The 20,094-nt window shown below is 43.5% G+C and carries 12 protein-coding genes; 8 read left to right on the top strand and 4 right to left on the bottom strand.

The features are described 5' to 3' along the window. Positions 1-62: 62 nt before the first annotated feature. The 6 genes from thiC (at position 63) to thiH (ending at position 5,614) form a co-directional block, all read left to right on the top strand. Complete coding sequence (gene thiC, locus P3L37_RS01720; RefSeq protein WP_109913191.1) at positions 63-2,051, top strand: phosphomethylpyrimidine synthase ThiC; 1,989 nt, start codon at positions 63-65, stop codon at positions 2,049-2,051. Continuing rightward, positions 2,035-2,700 (top strand): thiamine phosphate synthase, encoded by a 666-nt coding sequence (gene thiE / locus P3L37_RS01715; protein WP_109913192.1) that lies wholly within the window; start codon positions 2,035-2,037, stop codon positions 2,698-2,700. The genes thiC and thiE overlap by 17 nt, the downstream gene beginning before the upstream one ends. 76 nt (positions 2,701-2,776) lie before the next feature. After that, positions 2,777-3,535 (top strand): HesA/MoeB/ThiF family protein, encoded by a 759-nt coding sequence (locus P3L37_RS01710; RefSeq protein ID WP_004265857.1) that lies wholly within the window; start codon positions 2,777-2,779, stop codon positions 3,533-3,535. Continuing rightward, positions 3,523-3,723 (top strand): sulfur carrier protein ThiS, encoded by a 201-nt coding sequence (gene thiS, locus P3L37_RS01705; protein ID WP_004265860.1) that lies wholly within the window; start codon positions 3,523-3,525, stop codon positions 3,721-3,723. The genes P3L37_RS01710 and thiS overlap by 13 nt, the downstream gene beginning before the upstream one ends. 2 nt (positions 3,724-3,725) lie before the next feature. Further along, a complete protein-coding gene (locus tag P3L37_RS01700) occupies positions 3,726-4,496 on the top strand; it encodes a thiazole synthase (RefSeq protein WP_109913199.1) in 771 nt (256 codons plus the stop codon). Then, the gene (gene thiH / locus P3L37_RS01695) at positions 4,493-5,614 is read left to right on the top strand and encodes a 2-iminoacetate synthase ThiH (protein WP_004265866.1); all 1,122 of its coding nucleotides are present in this window, start codon (positions 4,493-4,495) and stop codon (positions 5,612-5,614) included. Before P3L37_RS01700 ends, thiH begins: the two co-directional genes overlap by 4 nt. 54 nt (positions 5,615-5,668) lie before the next feature. Here the strand turns inward: thiH and P3L37_RS01690 are convergent, their stop codons facing one another. Beyond that, on the bottom strand, positions 5,669-6,970 hold the full coding sequence (locus P3L37_RS01690) for a uracil/xanthine transporter (protein ID WP_272667568.1): 1,302 nt from the start codon (positions 6,968-6,970) through the stop codon (positions 5,669-5,671). A gap of 792 nt (positions 6,971-7,762) precedes the next feature. Between P3L37_RS01690 and pepT the strand changes: the two genes are divergently transcribed. Together pepT and dcuC are read left to right on the top strand one after the other, a co-directional pair. Continuing rightward, entirely contained in the window at positions 7,763-9,016 is a 1,254-nt protein-coding gene (gene pepT / locus P3L37_RS01685; protein ID WP_109913194.1) for a peptidase T, read from the top strand. Then, positions 9,013-10,386, top strand: a complete 1,374-nt coding sequence (gene dcuC, locus P3L37_RS01680) for a C4-dicarboxylate transporter DcuC (RefSeq protein ID WP_109913195.1) — start codon at positions 9,013-9,015, stop codon at positions 10,384-10,386. Before pepT ends, dcuC begins: the two co-directional genes overlap by 4 nt. Positions 10,387-10,454: 68 nt before the next feature. On the opposite strand, the gene P3L37_RS01675 is transcribed toward dcuC, so the two are convergent. The 3 genes from P3L37_RS01675 to rpoB all read right to left on the bottom strand — a co-directional run bounded on the left by P3L37_RS01675 (position 10,455) and on the right by rpoB (position 20,063). Further along, the gene (locus P3L37_RS01675; protein ID WP_109913196.1) at positions 10,455-11,408 is read right to left on the bottom strand and encodes a hypothetical protein; all 954 of its coding nucleotides are present in this window, start codon (positions 11,406-11,408) and stop codon (positions 10,455-10,457) included. A 294-nt stretch (positions 11,409-11,702) separates the two neighbouring features. Further along, entirely contained in the window at positions 11,703-15,926 is a 4,224-nt protein-coding gene (gene rpoC, locus P3L37_RS01670; RefSeq protein ID WP_109913197.1) for a DNA-directed RNA polymerase subunit beta', read from the bottom strand. Positions 15,927-16,034: 108 nt separating this feature from the next. Further along, complete coding sequence (gene rpoB, locus P3L37_RS01665; RefSeq protein WP_004265877.1) at positions 16,035-20,063, bottom strand: DNA-directed RNA polymerase subunit beta; 4,029 nt, start codon at positions 20,061-20,063, stop codon at positions 16,035-16,037. Positions 20,064-20,094: the final 31 nt, after the last annotated feature.

The following is a 20,094-nucleotide window of genomic DNA, read 5'->3' as shown; positions in this document are numbered from 1 at the left end:
TTCTTTCGATAAACCCGCTACACACTTAGCTGTGATAGCCGTGACAATGTCAGGAAATTGCTATGTCCAATAATACACAACAAAATATCATCCCTACAGCTGATTTATCGCCACAAGCAGCACCCGCTCGCACTCGTAAAGCCCAACGTGATGCCGCTGAAAACTTTATCAACACTGTTTCTGGCGTTTCATTTCCCAATTCTGAACGTATTTATCTTCAAGGTTCAAGAGACGATATCCAAGTCCCAATGCGAGAAATTCAGCTTTCGCAAACCCTTATTGGTGGCGACAAAGACAACCCGCAATTTGAAGACAACGAACCCGTTCCTATCTACGACACTTCAGGCCCTTACGGCGACCCAACATCAGAACTCAACGTTCACAAAGGCTTGAAAAAAATTCGCGCGCCATGGATAAACGAGCGCTCAGACACCACTAAAGTAGAAAATCTCAGCTCTGACTTCACACAACAACGACTTGCTGATGCAGGCCTTGACCATCTACGCTTTAACAACCGTCCCCACCCGTTAAAAGCCCAAACTAACAAGTGTGTTACCCAATTACATTACGCACGCAAAGGTATCATTACCCCTGAAATGGAGTTTATTGCAATCCGCGAAAATATGGGACGTGAACGTATTCGTGACGAAGTTTTATTGCAACAACATCCAGGCCAAGGCTTTGGCGCAAATTTGCCAGAGAATATTACCCCTGAATTTGTTCGCCAAGAAGTGGCGGCGGGTCGCGCTATTATCCCAGCCAATATCAACCATCCCGAATCAGAACCAATGATTATTGGTCGTAATTTCTTGGTTAAGGTTAATGCCAATATTGGTAATTCATCGGTCACCTCATCCATTGAAGAAGAAGTAGAAAAACTGATTTGGTCAACACGCTGGGGGGCAGATACCGTCATGGATTTATCCACTGGCCGTTATATCCACGAAACCCGCGAATGGATTTTACGTAATAGCCCCGTGCCTATTGGTACAGTTCCGATTTACCAAGCCCTCGAAAAAGTGAACGGCGTCGCCGAAAATCTCACGTGGGAAATGTTCCGTGACACATTATTAGAGCAAGCAGAACAAGGTGTCGATTACTTCACTATCCATGCCGGCGTATTGCTACGCTATGTGCCAATGACAGCTAAACGCCTAACAGGGATCGTCTCTCGCGGTGGCTCTATCATGGCAAAATGGTGCTTGTCTCATCACCAAGAAAATTTCCTGTATGAGCACTTCCGTGAAATCTGTGAAATTTGTGCCGCTTACGACGTTTCCTTGTCGTTAGGGGATGGACTACGCCCCGGTTCAATTCAAGACGCCAACGACCAAGCTCAATTTGCCGAGCTCCATACCCTTGGTGAGCTCACAAAAATTGCGTGGGAATATGATGTTCAAGTCATGATTGAAGGTCCCGGCCACGTACCAATGCAAATGATCCGCCGCAATATGACCGAAGAGTTAGAGCACTGCCACGAAGCGCCATTCTATACGTTAGGGCCTCTAACAACAGATATTGCTCCGGGTTATGACCACTTTACCTCTGGTATTGGTGCCGCCATGATCGGTTGGTTTGGCTGTGCGATGTTATGTTATGTCACCCCTAAAGAGCACTTAGGATTACCGAACAAAGAAGATGTTAAACAAGGGCTAATTACTTATAAGATTGCAGCCCATGCCGCTGACCTTGCTAAAGGCCACCCAGGTGCACAGATCCGTGATAACGCCATGTCCAAAGCCCGTTTTGAATTCCGCTGGGAAGACCAATTTAACTTGGCGTTAGATCCTGAAACTGCTCGCAAATATCACGATGAAACCTTACCACAAGCCTCTGGGAAAATTGCTCATTTCTGTTCTATGTGTGGGCCTAAATTCTGTTCAATGAAGATATCCCAAGAGGTTCGTGACTACGCGGCTCAAAAAGAAGCAAATGAAAAAGAAGCGGGTATGGAACAGATGTCAGAAGCCTTCCGTGCCCATGGCAGCGAACTCTATCACGGTGCTGAAATTGTGAATGCTGAGGTGGATGAAAATGCCAAAATTGCCTAATGCTATAACTCTCCCAAATAGCCCTTTTCCTGAGACTGCACAACGCCTTGGGCTTTATCCCGTTGTGGATTCCGTTGAATGGATTGAACGTTTGCTTAATGCAGGTGTTTCCACAATTCAATTGCGTATCAAAGACAAATCTGACGCAGATGTTCGTGATGAGATTCAACAAGCTATTGCGCTCGGGGAAAAACATAACGCACGCTTATTCATTAATGATTACTGGCGGTTAGCGGTCGAGTTTGGTGCTTATGGCGTACATTTAGGCCAAGAAGATTTGGAAACTACCGATTTATTAGCAATCCACCAAGCGGGCTTACGGTTAGGAATATCAACGCACGATGAGCATGAATTGGCTATCGCAAAATCGGTTCGCCCTTCCTACATTGCCATGGGGCATATCTTTCCAACACAAACCAAAGAGATGCCTTCTTCGCCTCAGGGTTTAGAAACACTTAAAGCCATGGTGGAAGCAACACCTGATTACCCAACGGTAGCCATTGGTGGGATTTCCATTGATAAAGTGCCTGACGTGCTAGCAACTGGAGTGGGGAGTGTCGCGCTAGTCAGTGCGATTACTAAAGCCGATGATTGGCGCGCCGCAACAGAAACTTTGCTGAATTTAATTGAGCGGGATCACGCCAATTAGTCGATTTTTAATCACAAAATTAGCCCTAGTTTATCGTCATAAAAACAGGGCTAATGATGATTTAAGGAATTCAATCATGTTAAGTGACCAAGAATTCATGCGTTACAGCCGCCAGCTATTACTTGAAGACATCAGTCCTGAGGGGCAACAAAAACTGAAAAATAGCAAAGTCCTAATTGTCGGTTTAGGGGGCTTAGGCTCTCCCGCATCCCTTTATTTAACGGGCGCTGGTGTCGGCGAATTGTGGCTAGCTGACCACGATGACTTACACGTTTCTAACTTACAACGGCAGGTACTTTACGATACCGATGATATTGGCCAGTCAAAAGCCCAGCTTGCCGCAGATAGGCTACATCAACTCAATCCGTTGGTAAGAACCCATGTTATCGCACAAAAGTTGGATGTTGAGACTTTAATTCCATTAGCGGAACAAGTCGACTTAGTGCTTGATTGCTGCGATAACATGGCCACTCGTCATGCAGTTAATGCCGCCTGTGTCATGACCAATACAACCTTAGTCAGCGGCAGTGCTGTTGGGTTTGGTGGCCAATTAATGGTACTTGAGCCGCCATTTAGTACCGGTTGCTATGCCTGTTTATACCCAGACCAAGATGAACCCGAACGCAACTGCCGCACTGCTGGGGTATTAGGGCCAGTGGTTGGGATTATCGGCACGTTGCAAGCACTGGAAGCCATTAAATTACTTGTCGGCCTTCCCTCTTCACTGAGCGGTAAATTGCGTTTATTCGATGGAAAACAGCAACAATGGAATACATTGCAATTAATGCCGTCACTGCAATGTCCAATCTGTCGGGAAGAAACATGCATATCATAATTAATGACCAACCTATGGAATTCGACGCCCCACTGACGGTTAATCAATTATTTTCCACTCTCGATCGCCCAATGGTGGGAACTGCACTTGCCATCAATCAAGTGATCATTCCGAAGAGTCAGTGGGATTCATATCTCATTAATGACCAAGATAATATCTTGTTGTTTCAAGCTATCGCGGGGGGCTAATGATGTTAAAAATCGCAGATTTTACTTTTCACTCACGCCTATTTACTGGAACAGGTAAATTTGCCAGCGCCAACCTCATGCAAGACGCCATTGCGGCATCCGGCAGTCAATTGGTGACAATGGCAATGAAACGTATTGATTTACGTGGGCAAGATGATGGTATTTTACAACCTCTACAACAATTGGGCGTGAAACTATTACCGAATACTTCAGGGGCGAAAAATGCCCAAGAGGCGATATTTGCTGCACGCCTAGCTCATGAAGCCCTTGGTACTAACTGGGTCAAACTCGAAATCCATCCGGATATGCGTTATTTACTACCGGATCCCATCGAGACATTACTCGCCGCAGAGCAGCTCGTTAAAGAGGGATTTGTTGTATTGCCTTATTGCAGCGCAGACCCGGTGTTATGCCGTCGTTTAGAAGAAGTTGGCTGTGCCGCTGTGATGCCATTAGGCGCACCGATTGGCACAAACAAAGGCTTAGCAACGAAAGAAATGCTCCGTATCATTATTGAACAAGCTTCTGTACCTGTCGTTGTAGATGCCGGAATTGGTGCACCAAGCCATGCGGCAGAAGCCATCGAAATGGGCGCTGATGCCGTTTTAGTCAACACTGCAATCGCTGTAGCAAAACAACCTGTACTCATGGCAAAAGCGTTTAAACTCGCGGTCGAAGCGGCTGAATTAGCTTATCAAAGTGGTTTAGCTACGCCGAAGCAACAGGCGCAAGCGTCCAGCCCATTGACCAGTTTCTTAGGGGCCTTATCATGATCCCAAGCTTCCAAGAACGCTTACAAGCACTGGATTGGGACGATACGACACTGCGGATAAACAGTAAAACACCTGCCGATGTAGAACATGCTTTAGCGGTGGATATACTCACACTCGATGATTTTATGGCACTGCTTTCCCCTGCTGCCCGTCCCTATATTGAGCTGATGGCACAAAAAGCTCAGAAACTCACCCGACAACGCTTTGGCCATGCCGTTGGGTTTTATGTTCCACTTTATTTATCGAACCTATGCGCAAACGATTGTACTTATTGCGGTTTTTCGATGAGTAATAAAATTAAACGTAAAACGCTAAATGACGCTGAAATTATCAATGAGTGCGAAACCATTCGCAAAATTGGTTTCGATAGCTTATTGCTAGTCACCGGAGAGCACCAGAGTAAAGTGGGTATGGACTATTTTCGTCACACATTCCCCATCATTCGCCCTTATTTCAGTTCCTTAATGATGGAAGTGCAGCCATTAAGCACAGATGAATATAAGGAATTAAAAACTCTGGGGTTAGATGGTGTGATGGTTTATCAAGAAACCTACCATGAGCCCACGTATCAACTCCATCACCTCAAAGGCAAAAAACAGGATTTTCACTGGCGCTTAGCCACGCCAGAACGCTTAGGAGAAGCGGGTATAGATAAAATCGGCCTTGGTGCGTTAATTGGTTTATCAAACAGTTGGCGTACTGATTGCTATATGGTTGCAGAACATTTGTTGTACTTACAGCAATACTACTGGCAAAGTCGTTATTCTATCTCTTTTCCTCGCTTGCGCCCTTGTGCGGGTGGTGTTGAACCGGCATCACTGATGAATGAAGCCGAATTAGTGCAATTAATTTGTGCTTTTCGCTTACTGGCGCCAAATGTAGAGCTTTCACTCTCAACCCGTGAATCACCTTATTTCCGTGATAACGTGGTGCCATTGGCAATTAACAACGTCAGTGCTGGCTCGAAAACCCAACCAGGCGGCTATGCAGATACCAAAGAAGAGCTAGAACAATTTTCTCCAAATGATAACCGCAGTGCCGCACAAGTAGCGAATGCACTTGTGCAAGCCGGTTTACAGCCCGTTTGGAAAGATTGGGATGGTTATTTAGGCCGTTAGAATTTTACTGAAAAAGAGCATTAGCTGCACAACCGCTTAGTGCTCTTTTATTATTTAGGAGATTTTATCCCACTTGATCGTATTTTCTAAAATAAGAGCCAATATAATGCCCATAAGTAACCCATTACCCAGTAAAGAACTAAACATTGTTGGTAACGAATTTAGTACCGCAGCAGGGGCTGACATCAAAAAAATGCCAATAAAAATAGGTAATGCGAGGCGATAAATATTACGTGCATTCAGTTTCATATCCGCAAGAAATGAAAATGAAGAAAATAGCAGCGGCAAATAAGTCGCTAACATAACCGCGCTACCAATGGCTAACGGCAAAGAGCGGAAAAATTGAGTCAATACCGCAACGCCCCCCACGCATAAGAAAATAAGGCTACCAATCGTAAAAGAGATACGTGAACTGTCTTTTGTTTGAGTAATTAGACCAATTGATGAAACAAACGGTGAAAAAGGCACTACGCCTATCGGCGCTGCTAATATTGTTACAACTCCTGACATCATAAAACTACGCCGATATAAGGACTTAACGGGTAATGAATCGGGGTAAAATACATCCGTTCCTCGCATTGCTCCAAACGTATTTGATGTGTTTAATATCCCAGCCAAAATCGCTGTTATCACAATACTTATATTAATTTCATCGGAACGGCCTAATGGAAATAGCCCCCATTCTCCTGATGAAACAGATGATATCGTGCTGCCAAATAACCCACTATAAGCAACCCACCCTGTGATTGTTCCTATTAGTAATGCATATTTACTAATATTCACGGGTAAATACACAATAATTCCTATCACAAATACCAGTACTGTGAGCGCCAAAAAGAATACAGGATAATTAACTGTAATATTTTCACTGCCAACACCAAAGGGTAGCCCTAACATCCCTTTTAAAAAAATAGTGACCAGCTGCGCGCCAAGTAAAAACATAAAGACCACCAGCACGCCTGGCTTAAACAAACCCGCTAACCAACCACCAAGACCGCTTAGGCCAATAAGAATAGTAATAATCCCAGACAGAAAAATCCCCATGGCCAAACTCCATCCAATCGTCTCAAGAGGAGTTCCTTGCATAGATTCTGACAAAGTTACGGTTAAAATTGTTGTCCACCACAACCCTGTTGGCCCCTCCATCACAGAGCGTTTATGGCCTATAAATGCCTGCAACAAGCAAGCCAAAGCTGTTAATAAAAAAGCATACTGAGTAATAACAAACGTGGTTTGTGGTGACAAATGAAAAGCAGACTGTAACGTCGGGGGAATAACAACCGTATTACAAAAGATAAAAAAGAACCATTGAAAGCCAGAAATAATATTATTTTTTGTAATAGCAATATTCCGCATTTTCATTCCTTGCTTTATATTTATGTATACGCTTGCATATCTTTTTATTTGAATTTTTTATCGAACTACACAAGACAAATGTTATTTTGATTTCATCATGACAAAAAAGTCACTTATATGCTATTAAAAACACATGTGATTTTACATATATTAAATTTCACGCTACTTACTGATTTATTAACCTATTTTATTAATTTACAATTAGCTTCCCGTAAAAACAATATGGATACAAAATTAAAAAATTTATTATATTTGACATAAAAACAAGTAAAAACACTTAATTAGTAATTATCAAATAGATATTAAAATTATAATACAAATAATAAAAACAATAACCATCAGTTAATTATCTCTATAAAGTAACGAATTAAGATATTAAAAACCATTTAAAGTTACATTTACATATTAGAAAACATACATATAAAAATATGCAATATTATTTACATAATATTTTTATTAATTGGTGATTTATGTATTTATAATTAATTTAAGATAAGACGAAGAAAAATATTTTATTAACAAAAACAAAAAAACAATTACTCTTTAATATCAATATATTAACAATGCAAAATAAGATAGGAATAAAGTCGCTCATTTTAATTCATTATGCGAATAATGCCACTATTAATTATCAATTTTATATTCCCACTAGCATTTCTTAGAAAAATTCAACAGGTCTGATATTCAGAATATCTTCAGTTGTGATACAAGAATAATACTGTGAAATGAAATTACAGTCACAGATATAACTAATGTAAAACGCATTTTATAAGATGCTGGGGAATTAAAAGAATGAATATTGTTGAGCGATTTATTTCTTACACCAAAATTAACACCACCACTGATAGGGAAAAGGGCGCGGCAGGGATTATGCCATCCTCAGAAGGGCAACGTGTCCTTGCGAAACAATTGGTTCAGGAGCTCGAGGCTCTGGGCGTTGAAGACATTAAACTGCGTGACACTGCCATTGTCACCGCAACGTTACCTTCCAACCTTGATTATGATGTCCCAACCGTCGCTTTCTTCGGCCACTTAGACACTAGTGCAGAACAAACTAATGATACTAAGGCGCAAATCTTGCCATACACCGGTGAAGATTTATGCATGAATAAAGAGCTTAATATTTATCTACGTAAGAGTGAATTCCCTGAATTGGTGAACTACATTGGTGATGACATTATTGTCACTGATGGAACCAGCCTATTAGGTGCTGACGATAAAGCGGCAATTGCCTCTATCATGGATATGCTGCAATACTTTAAGCAAAACCCAGAAATCAAGCACGGAACCATTAAAATTGGTTTTGTTCCGGACGAAGAACAAGGCCTCCGTGGCGCAAAAGTTTTTGATGTTAAAGAGTTTGGAGCAGATTTTGCTTACACCTTAGACTGCTGCGGTATTGGTGAACTTGTGTATGAAAACTGGAATGCGGGTGATGCCGAAATCATCTTTACGGGTAAATCAGCTCATCCAATGTCTGCGAAAGGCAAACTCGTTAATTCATTATTAATGGCGCAAAAATTTATTGCCATGTTACCCGGCGGTGAAGCCCCTGAATATACAGATGGTCGCGAAGGCTATTATTGGGTGAAACAAATGTCAGGTAATAGCGCTCGTACCGTGTTAAAAATGGACATTCGCGATTTTACCGAAGACGGCTACCGCAAACGTATGGCTTTCTTAAAACAATTAGCAGAAAGCTGTGAAAGTCTCTGGGGCAGCGAAAGTGTTGTTTGCAAGCTATCAGATCGCTATTCTAACGTTTACAACAGCCTACAAGGTGATAACCGTTACCCTATTGATATTGCTGTTGACGCCTACCAAGCTTGTGGTATTACACCAAAAGTCATTCCTATGCGTGGTGGCTATGATGGAGCCGCATTATCACAAAATGGGTTACCTTGCCCTAACATCTTCACAGGTGCACATAACTTCCATTCAATCTATGAATATCTACCTGTTAAATCCCTACATGCCGCCAGCGATGTATTAAAACAAGTGGTACAAATCACCGCTGAACGCTTCAAACCAGGAGCTAAAGCATGATCCCAATTCTAACGGTTCTGATTATCGTTGTTTTGGTTGCGCGGTTTATTTTGAAGGGATACAAAGCTGAGCCGGTATTATTAATTGCTGGCTTAGTATTGATGATATTCACCCTAGCCCTTGGCTGGGGGCCTATCCTCCCTAAAAATGTCGCCACCACCGGTATCACTTGGCTCGATCCATTTGAAGTCATGCGAGATTTATTCAGTAGTCGTGCAGCAGATCTCGGTTTAATGATCATGGCATTGATGGGCTTTGCGCACTATATGGACCATATCGGTGCCAATGAAGCGGTAGTACGTGTTGCAACCAAGCCACTGAAAAATATGCGTTCACCTTATGTACTACTATTTTTCTCTTTCTTGTTGGCGAGTATCTTGCAATTAGCCATTCCATCAGCAACGGGCTTAGCGGTATTGTTAATGGGTACCATGTTCCCCATTATGATTGGTTTGGGATTATCACCTGCTTCTGCGGCTGGGGTTATCGCTACATCCCTTGGTGTGGCCTATACTCCAACGGCAATTGATGCTATCCGTGGCGCAAAAGCTGTCGATATGTCTGTTGTTGAATATGTACTTTACTATCAAGGCCCTGCCGCGTTAGCCACTGTATTGGTGGTCGGTATTACCCATATTTTCTGGCAACGTCATTGTGACCGTAAGCAAGGTTTCGTACCTGAAATTGGTAAAGCTGTTCAGTCCCATGAAAAAGAGGAAACGACTAAGTCCGTTCCTGGATATTATGCAATTCTTCCTATGTTACCCATTATTATGGCAGTAGGAACATCCAATTTGTTCTTTTCCGGTATTCACTTAGATGTTGTGACTATCGTACTGATTGCGATGGCAATTTGTATGGTGATTGAAACACTTCGCGTACGTAATTTCAAAACGGTTTGTAATGGCTTCCAAACATTTTTAAATGGTATGGGTCATGCATTCAGTAATGTAGTTGGCTTATTGGTTGCTGCTGGTGTGTTCGCTCATGGTATTAAAGTCAGTGGAGCAATTGACCAACTGATTTTAGGTGCTGAGTCCGTCGGCTTGCCACCATTTGCCATGGCGATTGTATTTGCATTAGTGACCCTTGCAGCAGCCATTATTATGGGTTCAGGTAATGCACCATTCCTTGCATTCGTTGAGTTAATTCCACAAATCGCGCATAGCATGGGCGCTAACCCAATCGCCATGATCCTACCAATGCAACAAGCTTCACACATGGGTCGAGGTATGTCCCCCGTCGCGGGAGTTATTATTGCCGTATCGAGTGGGGCAAAACTGCAACCTTTTGATGTCGTGAAACGAACCGCTGTGCCATTGATGGTCGGGTTTGTCGCGCACTGTGCAATTATTGGTATTTTTTATTAATCACGAAACTTACCAGTAATAATTACAAAGCGGGAATCTTTTCCCGCTTTTATTTTCATAACACAATATTAATGTTTACACTGGCATGAATCATCATGTTTCGTATCTGAGTCTATTGGGCAACAAGAGTTGATAGTTTTATTGATGATATCGGACAATGTATTTACTGTATTGATAATTAATGGCAAGTTGTCACACACCGCATCACAATTTAATAAACCTTTATCTGGTTTTACTGGTGGTGTTAAGCTGTCACACAATATTTCCTGTAAAACCAAGGAAAAATTTGCAATCCCTGTGGTGTAAATGTACGCACGTCCGTCGGTTTCTTTGGCTAGTCGTTCATACTCCCTCGTCACGTTATCTCTATCAGCAAGAGTCGGAAAACGATCTAGATTTGTTGGGCTATCATCCGGTGTACCTTGGTAGGTATACACCTTAATTCCTCTTTCTTGAGCGACAGATATGGCTTCATTATTTTTTGCAATTGCAGCACGAGTAAGAATTCCGCCACCACCTTCCATCCCTTCATCACCCAGCACAAAAATAGCCCTACGCGCATCATCTCGCCAATCAAAGTGTTTACTAATATCAATAACAGCACGACATAAATCTTCTTTATTTCCAGCATGGTCTTGCCCATCAGATTCTTTAAATGGCAATCTAGCTTGCAGATCCCTTTCGTTCGCACCGATCTTAATTAAATATTCACTGGCAGATTGATCAAACTTAGTGTTTGCCCAAGTTCCTTCAATACCTAAAAATGTGGCACGAAGATGCGATGGACATTTTGCTGATGCCGCTTCAATCGTCGCATCAATCTGTTTACTTAAATCCCCTGCTTCATCAGCCATTGAACCACTGGTGTCGATAACAACAACTAAATCTAACGCAATTTGTCCGTTCCCAGTGACTATCTGAGATGTATTCATTACCCCTAATGAATTTGATAATAAACCATGATAAGCCGAAAGGCTGGCTTGATTTGTATCTACCTGTTCATTTGTCTTTTTTTTATCCATCGTATATTCCTTTTATTTATTCCTATTAAATAATTTGAAAGTGATTTTTGTATTATTATTTTTATTACCGTTTAATTTTTAACCCGGAAAATTATTATTACGTTTTTTCACTGGCCGATATATTTTAAAAATAGAAATACGTATTACATATTCAGATAAATTTAAGAAATAAAAGGATTTATTGATGAATTCAAATTAGAAAAATAAAAATCAATTTATCATTTTATTAGATATAAAAAAGCCAGTACCTTTCGGTACTGGCTTCTGTCAGGAATTTTGCAGTGAAATCAGAAATTAGTTCTGGTTGTCGCTGCTGAAACCTGCATTTAACAGCTCAGCTAAGTTCGCTGTTGCTTCATCTGCACTGACTTGTGGTGCATCCACAACATCGTTCAGATGACGGCGGCGGATACGGTCTTGGTGATACGCAAAACCAGTACCTGCTGGGATCAGACGTCCAACAATTACGTTTTCTTTCAGACCGCGCAGTTCATCACGTTTACCTGCAACTGCTGCTTCAGTCAGTACGCGTGTCGTTTCTTGGAACGATGCTGCTGAGATAAAGGATTCTGTTGCCAGAGATGCCTTAGTAATACCCAACAGGTCACGAGCAAAGTTCGCTGGAATTTTGCCTTCTTGTTCCAGTTTACGGTTAGAAACTTTAACACGTGAGTACTCGACTTGTTCACCTTCGAGGAATTCAGAACTTCCTGCATCCGCGATAGTGACTTTACGCAGCATCTGACGAACGATAACTTCAATGTGTTTATCGTTAATCTTAACGCCTTGTAAGCGGTAAACTTCCTGAACCTCGTTAGTGATATAACGCGTAACAGCATGGACACCACGCAAACGCAGAATATCGTGTGGAGATTCTGGACCATCGGAAACCACGTCACCACGTTCAACGATCTCACCTTCGAACACGTTAAGCTGACGCCATTTAGGGATCATCTCTTCGTACGGATCGCTACCATCTAATGGTGTGATAACCAGACGACGCTTCCCTTTGGTTTCTTTACCAAACGAGATAATACCGCTGATTTCAGCCAAGATTGCAGGCTCTTTCGGACGACGTGCTTCGAACAAGTCAGCTACGCGTGGCAGACCACCCGTGATATCTTTAGTACCCACAGATTCTTGTGGAATACGCGCTAAGGTATCACCGACATTGATTGCGATGCCATCATCTAACTGAACAATTGCTTTACCCGGTAAGAAGTACTGAGCAGGCATGTCTGTGTTAGGTATAAGAACGTCGTTACCATTTGCGTCAATAACACGTAAAGCAGGACGTAGGTCTTTACCACCACTGGTACGTTCCGCAGTATCCAGAACAACGATTGAAGACAGACCGGTTAATTCATCAGTCTGACGCGTCATTGTTTGACCATCAAGCATGTCAGAGAAGCTGATAATACCCGATACTTCACTGACGACTGGCATGGTATGTGGATCCCAGTTCGCAACAGTTTCACCGCCCGTTACTGCATCGCCATCGCCTTTCGTCAAGTGCGCACCGTAAGGGACTTTATAGCTTTCTTTAGTACGACCGAATTCGTCAATCAGACGCAGCTCTGTATTACGTGAAGTAATAACCAGTTTACCTTCTGAGTTCGTAACGAATTTTGCGTTAACCAGTTTCAGAGTACCTGTGTTACGGACTTGAATGCTAGATTCTGCCGCCGCACGAGATGCCGCACCCCCGATGTGGAACGTACGCATCGTTAACTGTGTACCCGGCTCACCGATTGACTGTGCCGCGATAACCCCGATAGCTTCACCTTTGTTGATGATGTGACCACGAGCAAGGTCACGACCATAACAGTGAGCACACACACCGAAGTCAGTTTCACAACTTACAACTGAACGAACTTTAACGCTGTCGACTGAGTTAGCTTCTAACAGGTCACACAGTTTTTCGTGCAGTAATGTATTACGTGGAACTAGAATGTCCGCAGTTCCTGGGATCAGGATATCTTCTGCAGTCACACGACCCAGTACACGCTCACGCAGTGGTTCTTTAACGTCGCCACCCTCGATAACCGGAGTCATCAGGATACCTTCGTGAGTTCCACAGTCGTCTTCAGTTACCACCAAGTCCTGTGCAACGTCAACTAAACGACGTGTCAGATAACCGGAGTTCGCTGTTTTCAATGCGGTATCGGCAAGACCTTTACGCGCACCATGCGTAGAAATAAAGTACTGGAGAACGTTCAGACCTTCACGGAAGTTTGCCGTGATTGGTGTTTCGATGATTGAGCCATCTGGCTTAGCCATCAGACCACGCATACCGGCTAGCTGACGAATCTGAGCTGCAGAACCACGAGCACCGGAGTCGGCCATCATAAAGATACTGTTGAAAGAAACTTGTTGTTCTTCGACGCCATCACGGTTAATAACCGCTTCAGTCGATAAGTTTTCCATCATCGCTTTAGCAACACGTTCGTTTGCCGCTGCCCAGATATCGATAACTTTGTTGTAACGTTCGCCTGCTGTAACCAGACCAGACTGGAACTGTTCCTGAATTTCTGCAACTTCAGCTTCTGCTTCGGCGATAATTCCAGCTTTTTTCTCTGGAATAACCATATCATCGATACCAACTGATGCACCAGAACGTGCCGCATAGGCAAAACCGGTATACATGATTTGGTCAGCAAAAATAACAGTAGGCTTCAGGCCCAGAACACGGTAACAGGTGTTCAGCATTTTAGAGATCGCTTTTTTACCTAACGCTTGGTTAACCAATTCGTAAGGCAGACCTTTCGGTACGATCATCCATAAAATTGCACGACCAACAGTAGTGTCAACTAAGCCCGTGTTGATTGTGATGTTACCTTCCGAATCTTTTACTTCTTCAGTGATACGGACTTTAACGCGGGCATGCAGTGACGCATGACCTGAACGGTAAACACGCTCAGCTTCTTTAGGACCGGCTAATACCATGCCCTCGCCTTTCGCGTTTACGCAGTCACGTGTCATGTAGTAAAGACCCAATACAACGTCCTGTGAAGGAACGATGATAGGCTCACCACTTGCAGGTGACAGGATGTTGTTGGTTGACATCATCAACGCACGTGCTTCTAACTGAGCTTCCAGAGTCAGAGGAACGTGTACCGCCATTTGGTCTCCATCGAAGTCGGCGTTATATGCCGCACAAACGAGTGGATGCAATTGGATAGCTTTACCTTCGATAAGAATAGGTTCGAAAGCTTGGATACCCAGACGGTGAAGTGTTGGTGCACGGTTCAGCATAACTGGGTGTTCACGGATAACTTCATCCAAGATATCCCAAACAACCGCTTCTTCGCGCTCAACCATTTTCTTCGCAGCTTTAATGGTTGTTGCCAGACCACGTAATTCTAATTTGCCATAGATAAATGGTTTGAATAACTCAAGAGCCATTTTCTTAGGCAGACCGCACTGATGCAGACGCAGGTATGGACCTACGGTGATAACAGAACGACCTGAGTAGTCAACACGCTTACCAAGTAAGTTCTGACGGAAACGACCTTGTTTACCTTTGATCATATCTGCCAAAGATTTCAGAGGACGTTTGTTAGAACCTGTGATTGCGCGACCACGACGACCGTTATCTAACAGGGCGTCAACCGCTTCTTGCAACATACGTTTTTCGTTACGTACGATGATGTCTGGCGCAGCCAGATCCAGGAGGCGTTTCAGACGGTTATTACGGTTGATTACGCGACGATACAGATCGTTTAGATCTGATGTTGCGAAACGACCACCATCGAGTGGAACTAATGGACGCAGATCCGGTGGTAATACAGGTAATACGTTTAAGATCATCCACTCTGGCTTGTTACCAGATTGGATAAATGCTTCTAGCAGTTTGATACGCTTAGTCAGCTTCTTACGCTTAGTTTCAGAGTTAGTTTCGTTTAACTCTTCGCGCAGCGTTTCACACTCGTTCTCAAGATCGAGGTTTTTCAGCAGGCCTTGGATTGCTTCCGCACCCATTTTCGCATCAAATTCGTCACCGAACTCTTCCAGCGCATCTAAGTATTGCTCTTCTGTCAGAATCTGTGCACGCTCAAGGCTAGTCATACCGCCTTCAACAACTACATATGATTCAAAGTACAGAACGCGTTCGATATCACGCAGTGGCATATCAAGCAGCAAGCCGATACGGGATGGCAGTGATTTTAAGAACCAAATGTGTGCAGTCGGAGATGCAAGTTCAATGTGACCCATGCGCTCACGACGGACTTTGGTCTGTGTAACTTCAACGCCACACTTCTCACAAATCACACCACGGTGTTTTAAACGTTTGTACTTACCGCACAGACATTCGTAGTCTTTTACTGGCCCGAAAATACGCGCACAGAAAAGACCGTCACGCTCAGGTTTGAACGTACGGTAGTTAATGGTTTCTGGCTTTTTAACTTCACCGAATGACCATGAACGGATCATATCAGGTGATGCCAGAGCAATCTTGATAGCATCAAACTCTTCGGTCTTGGTTTGCGCTTTCAGAAACTTTATTAAGTCTTTCACAAAATGCTCCTGTCGGAGTTAGACCTGTCAGGTGAGTGTTCAAAGACACTCTCCCCAAATCCCAGTGCTTACATGTGCCGGAAAGCAAGCTTTCCGGCATAAAACGAATTACTCGTCTTCCAGCTCGATGTTGATACCCAGTGAGCGAATTTCTTTCAGTAATACGTTGAAAGATTCCGGCATACCAGGTTCCATCTGATGGCTGCCATCGACGATGTTTTTATACATCTTCGTACGGCCGTTAACGTCATCCGATTTAACTGTAAGCATTTCTTGAAGAGTATAGGCTGCACCGTATGCTTCCAGTGCCCACACTTCCATCTCCCCGAAACGCTGACCACCGAACTGCGCTTTACCACCCAGCGGTTGCTGAGTAACCAAGCTATAAGAACCTGTTGAACGGGCGTGCATCTTATCGTCAACCAAGTGGTTCAGTTTCAGCATATACATGTAGCCAACAGTTACTTGGCGCTCAAAGCGCTCGCCAGTACGACCATCGAATAATGTAATCTGACCTGAAGTTGGCAGACCACCCAATTTCAGCAGTTCTTTGATTTCTTTCTCTTTCGCACCATCAAATACTGGTGTTGCAATTGGCATACCTTTTTTCAGGTTCTCAGCCAAACGCATAACTTCTTCGTCAGAGAAAGTGTTCAAGTCAACTTTCTGGCGTGGATCATCACCTAAATCGTATGCTTTTTGGATAAACTCACGCAGTTTGGCAACTTCTTCTTGCTGTTTAAGCATAGCATTGATTTTCTCACCAATACCTTTCGCTGCCATCCCTAAGTGAGTTTCCAAAATCTGACCGATGTTCATACGTGATGGTACGCCCAGCGGGTTCAGAACGATATCAACTGGGTTACCGTTTTCATCGTAAGGCATGTCTTCAACTGGGTTGATTTTTGAGATAACACCTTTGTTACCATGGCGACCCGCCATTTTATCACCCGGTTGGATCTGACGTTTAACAGCCAGATAAACCTTAACAATTTTCAGTACACCCGGTGCTAAGTCATCACCTTGAGTAATTTTACGACGTTTTGCATCGAGTTTTTTCTCGAACTCAGATTTCAGTTCGTCATACTGTTCAGCTAATTGCTCTAACTGGTTTTGCTTCTCTTCGTCAGCTAAAGATAACTCTAACCAACGGTCGCGAGGCAGTTTGTCCAGTTTTTCAGCTTCAATTCCGCCGTTAACCAGTACAGAACGGATACGTGCAAACAGACCTGCTTCGAAAATACGTAGCTCTTCTGTTAAGTCTTTCTTCGCATCACGTAACTGAGTTTCTTCGATCTCTAATGCACGTTTGTCTTTCTCTACGCCGTCACGGGTAAATACTTGTACGTCAATAACCGTACCAGATACACCGTTAGGAACACGTAAAGAAGAGTCTTTAACGTCTGATGCTTTTTCACCAAAGATAGCACGTAACAGTTTCTCTTCTGGCGTCAGCTGAGTTTCACCTTTAGGTGTCACTTTACCAACCAGAATATCGCCGCCTTTCACTTCCGCACCAATATACACGATACCGGATTCATCAAGTTTAGACAGTGCAGCTTCACCGACGTTTGGAATATCTGCAGTGATTTCTTCAGGCCCTAATTTAGTGTCACGAGACACACAAGAGAGCTCTTGAATATGAATAGTTGTAAAACGGTCTTCTTGAACAACACGCTCAGAAACTAAGATGGAGTCTTCGAAGTTATAACCATTCCATGGCATGAATGCCACGCGCATGTTTTGACCAAGTGCTAATTCACCGAGGTCTGTTGAAGGACCATCCGCTAACACGTCACCACGTTCAACTGGCTCACCTAAAGATACACAAGGCATCTGGCTAATACAGGTGTTCTGGTTAGAACGGGTATATTTAGTCAGGTTATAAATATCGATTCCAGCTTCGCCTGGGTACATCTCATCTTCGTTAACTTTGATAACGATACGAGAAGCATCAACGTACTGAACCGAACCACCACGTCTTGCAACAGCAGTAACACCAGAGTCAACCGCTACTGCACGCTCCATACCTGTACCAACTAATGGTTTGTCAGCACGCAGAGTAGGAACCGCTTGACGTTGCATGTTTGCACCCATCAATGCACGGTTGGCGTCATCGTGTTCAAGGAATGGGATCAGGGACGCACCAACAGAAACAACCTGTTGAGTCGAAACGTCCATATATTCAACCTGTTCACGGCTGAATAAGCTTGATTCACCTTTGTTACGACACGTAATCAGTTCTTCAACAAAGCTACCATCATCACCTAAAACGGTGTTCGCCTGAGCAATGATGAAGTTACCTTCTTCAATTGCAGACAGATAATGGATTTCGTCTGTCACTAAGCCATCACGTACTAAACGGTATGGGGTTTCTAAGAAACCGTACTCATTGGTCTGTGCATAAACAGATAATGAGTTGATCAGACCGATGTTTGGACCTTCAGGCGTTTCGATTGGACAGACACGACCGTAGTGAGTTGGGTGAACGTCACGTACTTCGAAGCCCGCACGCTCACGAGTCAAACCACCTGGGCCTAACGCAGAGATACGACGTTTGTGCGTAATTTCAGACAACGGGTTGTTCTGGTCCATAAATTGAGACAGCTGGCTGGAACCAAAGAACTCTTTAACTGCGGCTGAAATTGGTTTCGCATTGATCATATCTTGTGGCATTAATGCATCAAGGTCGCCCAGAGAAAGACGCTCTTTCACTGCACGCTCAACACGAACCAGACCGACACGGAATTGGTTCTCTGCCATTTCACCAACAGAACGAATACGACGGTTACCTAGGTGGTCGATATCATCCACTTCGCCTTTACCGTTACGGATATCGATGAGTTTACGCATAACATCAATGATGTCTTCTTCACTCAGGATACCTGAACCTTCGATTTCTTCACGGTTCAGTGAACGGTTGAACTTCATGCGACCTACCGCAGACAAGTCGTAACGGTCTTCAGAGAAGAACAGGTTCTCGAACAGGTTTTCTGCAGCTTCACGGGTTGGTGGCTCACCAGGACGCATCATGCGGTAGATTTCTACCAATGCACTCAGACGGTCGTTAGTTGGGTCGACACGAACGGTTTCAGAAATGTAAGCACCGTGGTCTAAGTCATTGGTAAACAATGTTTCGATTGTTTTATGACCAGACTGGCTCAGACGTGCCAACATATCTAAAGAAAGTTCCATGTTCGCTGCACAAATCAGCTCACCGGTGCTTTCATCAATATAGTCTCTAGCAACAACTTTACCTGCGATATATTCAACAGGAACTTCGATGCTATTGACTTCTTCTTTCTCTAACTGACGAATGTGACGTGCAGTGATACGGCGGCCTTTTTCTACATAGACTTTACCGTTCGCTTCGATATCAAACGAAGCAGTTTCACCACGTAAACGCTCAGGAACCAGCGTCATCATCAGTTTATTATCACGGATTTGGAATACTGTTTTTTCGAAGAACAGATTTAAGATTTCTTCGGTGTTGTAATCCATTGCACGCAGAATAATGGTCGCAGGTAATTTACGGCGACGGTCAATACGTACAAACAGGTTATCTTTCGGGTCGAATTCGAAATCAAGCCATGAACCACGGTAAGGGATAATACGTGCGTTATATAGCACTTTACCTGAAGAGTGTGTTTTACCTTTATCGCTGTCAAAGAATACACCTGGACTACGGTGTAACTGAGAAACGATAACACGCTCAGTACCGTTGATAACGAAAGTTCCGTTTTCAGTCATGAGTGGAATTTCACCCATGTAAACTTCTTGTTCTTTGATGTCTTTAACAGTTCCTTCCGGTGCTTCACGCTCATAAACGATGAGACGTAATTTCACACGTAAAGGCGCAGAGTAAGTTACACCGCGAATTTGACATTCTTTAACATCAAAAACAGGCTCGCCTAAACGATAGCTGACATATTGTAATTCAGCATTACCGCTGTAGCTCTGAATTGGAAACACAGAACGGAAAGCTGCTTCCAGCCCATTCTGGCCATCTGGATCTTGCTCGATAAACTTCTGGAACGAGTCAAGTTGGATAGAAAGGAGATAAGGTATGTCCAAAACTTGTGGACGCTTACCAAAGTCCTTACGGATACGTTTTTTCTCGGTATAGGAGTAAACCATAGGTTTCCTCAGCTCGTTGATCAGTGACCCA

Source organism: Providencia sp. PROV114 (assembly GCF_032704305.1).
In the GTDB taxonomy this organism is placed as follows: Bacteria; Pseudomonadota; Gammaproteobacteria; order Enterobacterales; family Enterobacteriaceae; genus Providencia; species Providencia rettgeri.
Note: the sequence above shows the minus strand (reverse complement) of the source record. Positions and strands in the feature narration are given on the sequence as shown.

Bases quoted from the DNA above. Each gene is read 5' to 3' on its own strand.
- thiC (WP_109913191.1), top strand. From the start codon at position 63: ATGTCCAATAATACACAACAAAATATCATCCCTACAGCTGATTTATCG.
- thiE (WP_109913192.1), top strand. From the start codon at position 2,035: ATGCCAAAATTGCCTAATGCTATAACTCTCCCAAATAGCCCTTTTCCT.
- P3L37_RS01710 (WP_004265857.1), top strand. From the start codon at position 2,777: ATGTTAAGTGACCAAGAATTCATGCGTTACAGCCGCCAGCTATTACTT.
- thiS (WP_004265860.1), top strand. From the start codon at position 3,523: ATGCATATCATAATTAATGACCAACCTATGGAATTCGACGCCCCACTG.
- P3L37_RS01700 (WP_109913199.1), top strand. From the start codon at position 3,726: ATGTTAAAAATCGCAGATTTTACTTTTCACTCACGCCTATTTACTGGA.
- thiH (WP_004265866.1), top strand. From the start codon at position 4,493: ATGATCCCAAGCTTCCAAGAACGCTTACAAGCACTGGATTGGGACGAT.
- P3L37_RS01690 (WP_272667568.1), bottom strand. From the start codon at position 6,970: ATGCGGAATATTGCTATTACAAAAAATAATATTATTTCTGGCTTTCAA.
- pepT (WP_109913194.1), top strand. From the start codon at position 7,763: ATGAATATTGTTGAGCGATTTATTTCTTACACCAAAATTAACACCACC.
- dcuC (WP_109913195.1), top strand. From the start codon at position 9,013: ATGATCCCAATTCTAACGGTTCTGATTATCGTTGTTTTGGTTGCGCGG.
- P3L37_RS01675 (WP_109913196.1), bottom strand. From the start codon at position 11,408: ATGGATAAAAAAAAGACAAATGAACAGGTAGATACAAATCAAGCCAGC.
- rpoB (WP_004265877.1), bottom strand. From the start codon at position 20,063: ATGGTTTACTCCTATACCGAGAAAAAACGTATCCGTAAGGACTTTGGT.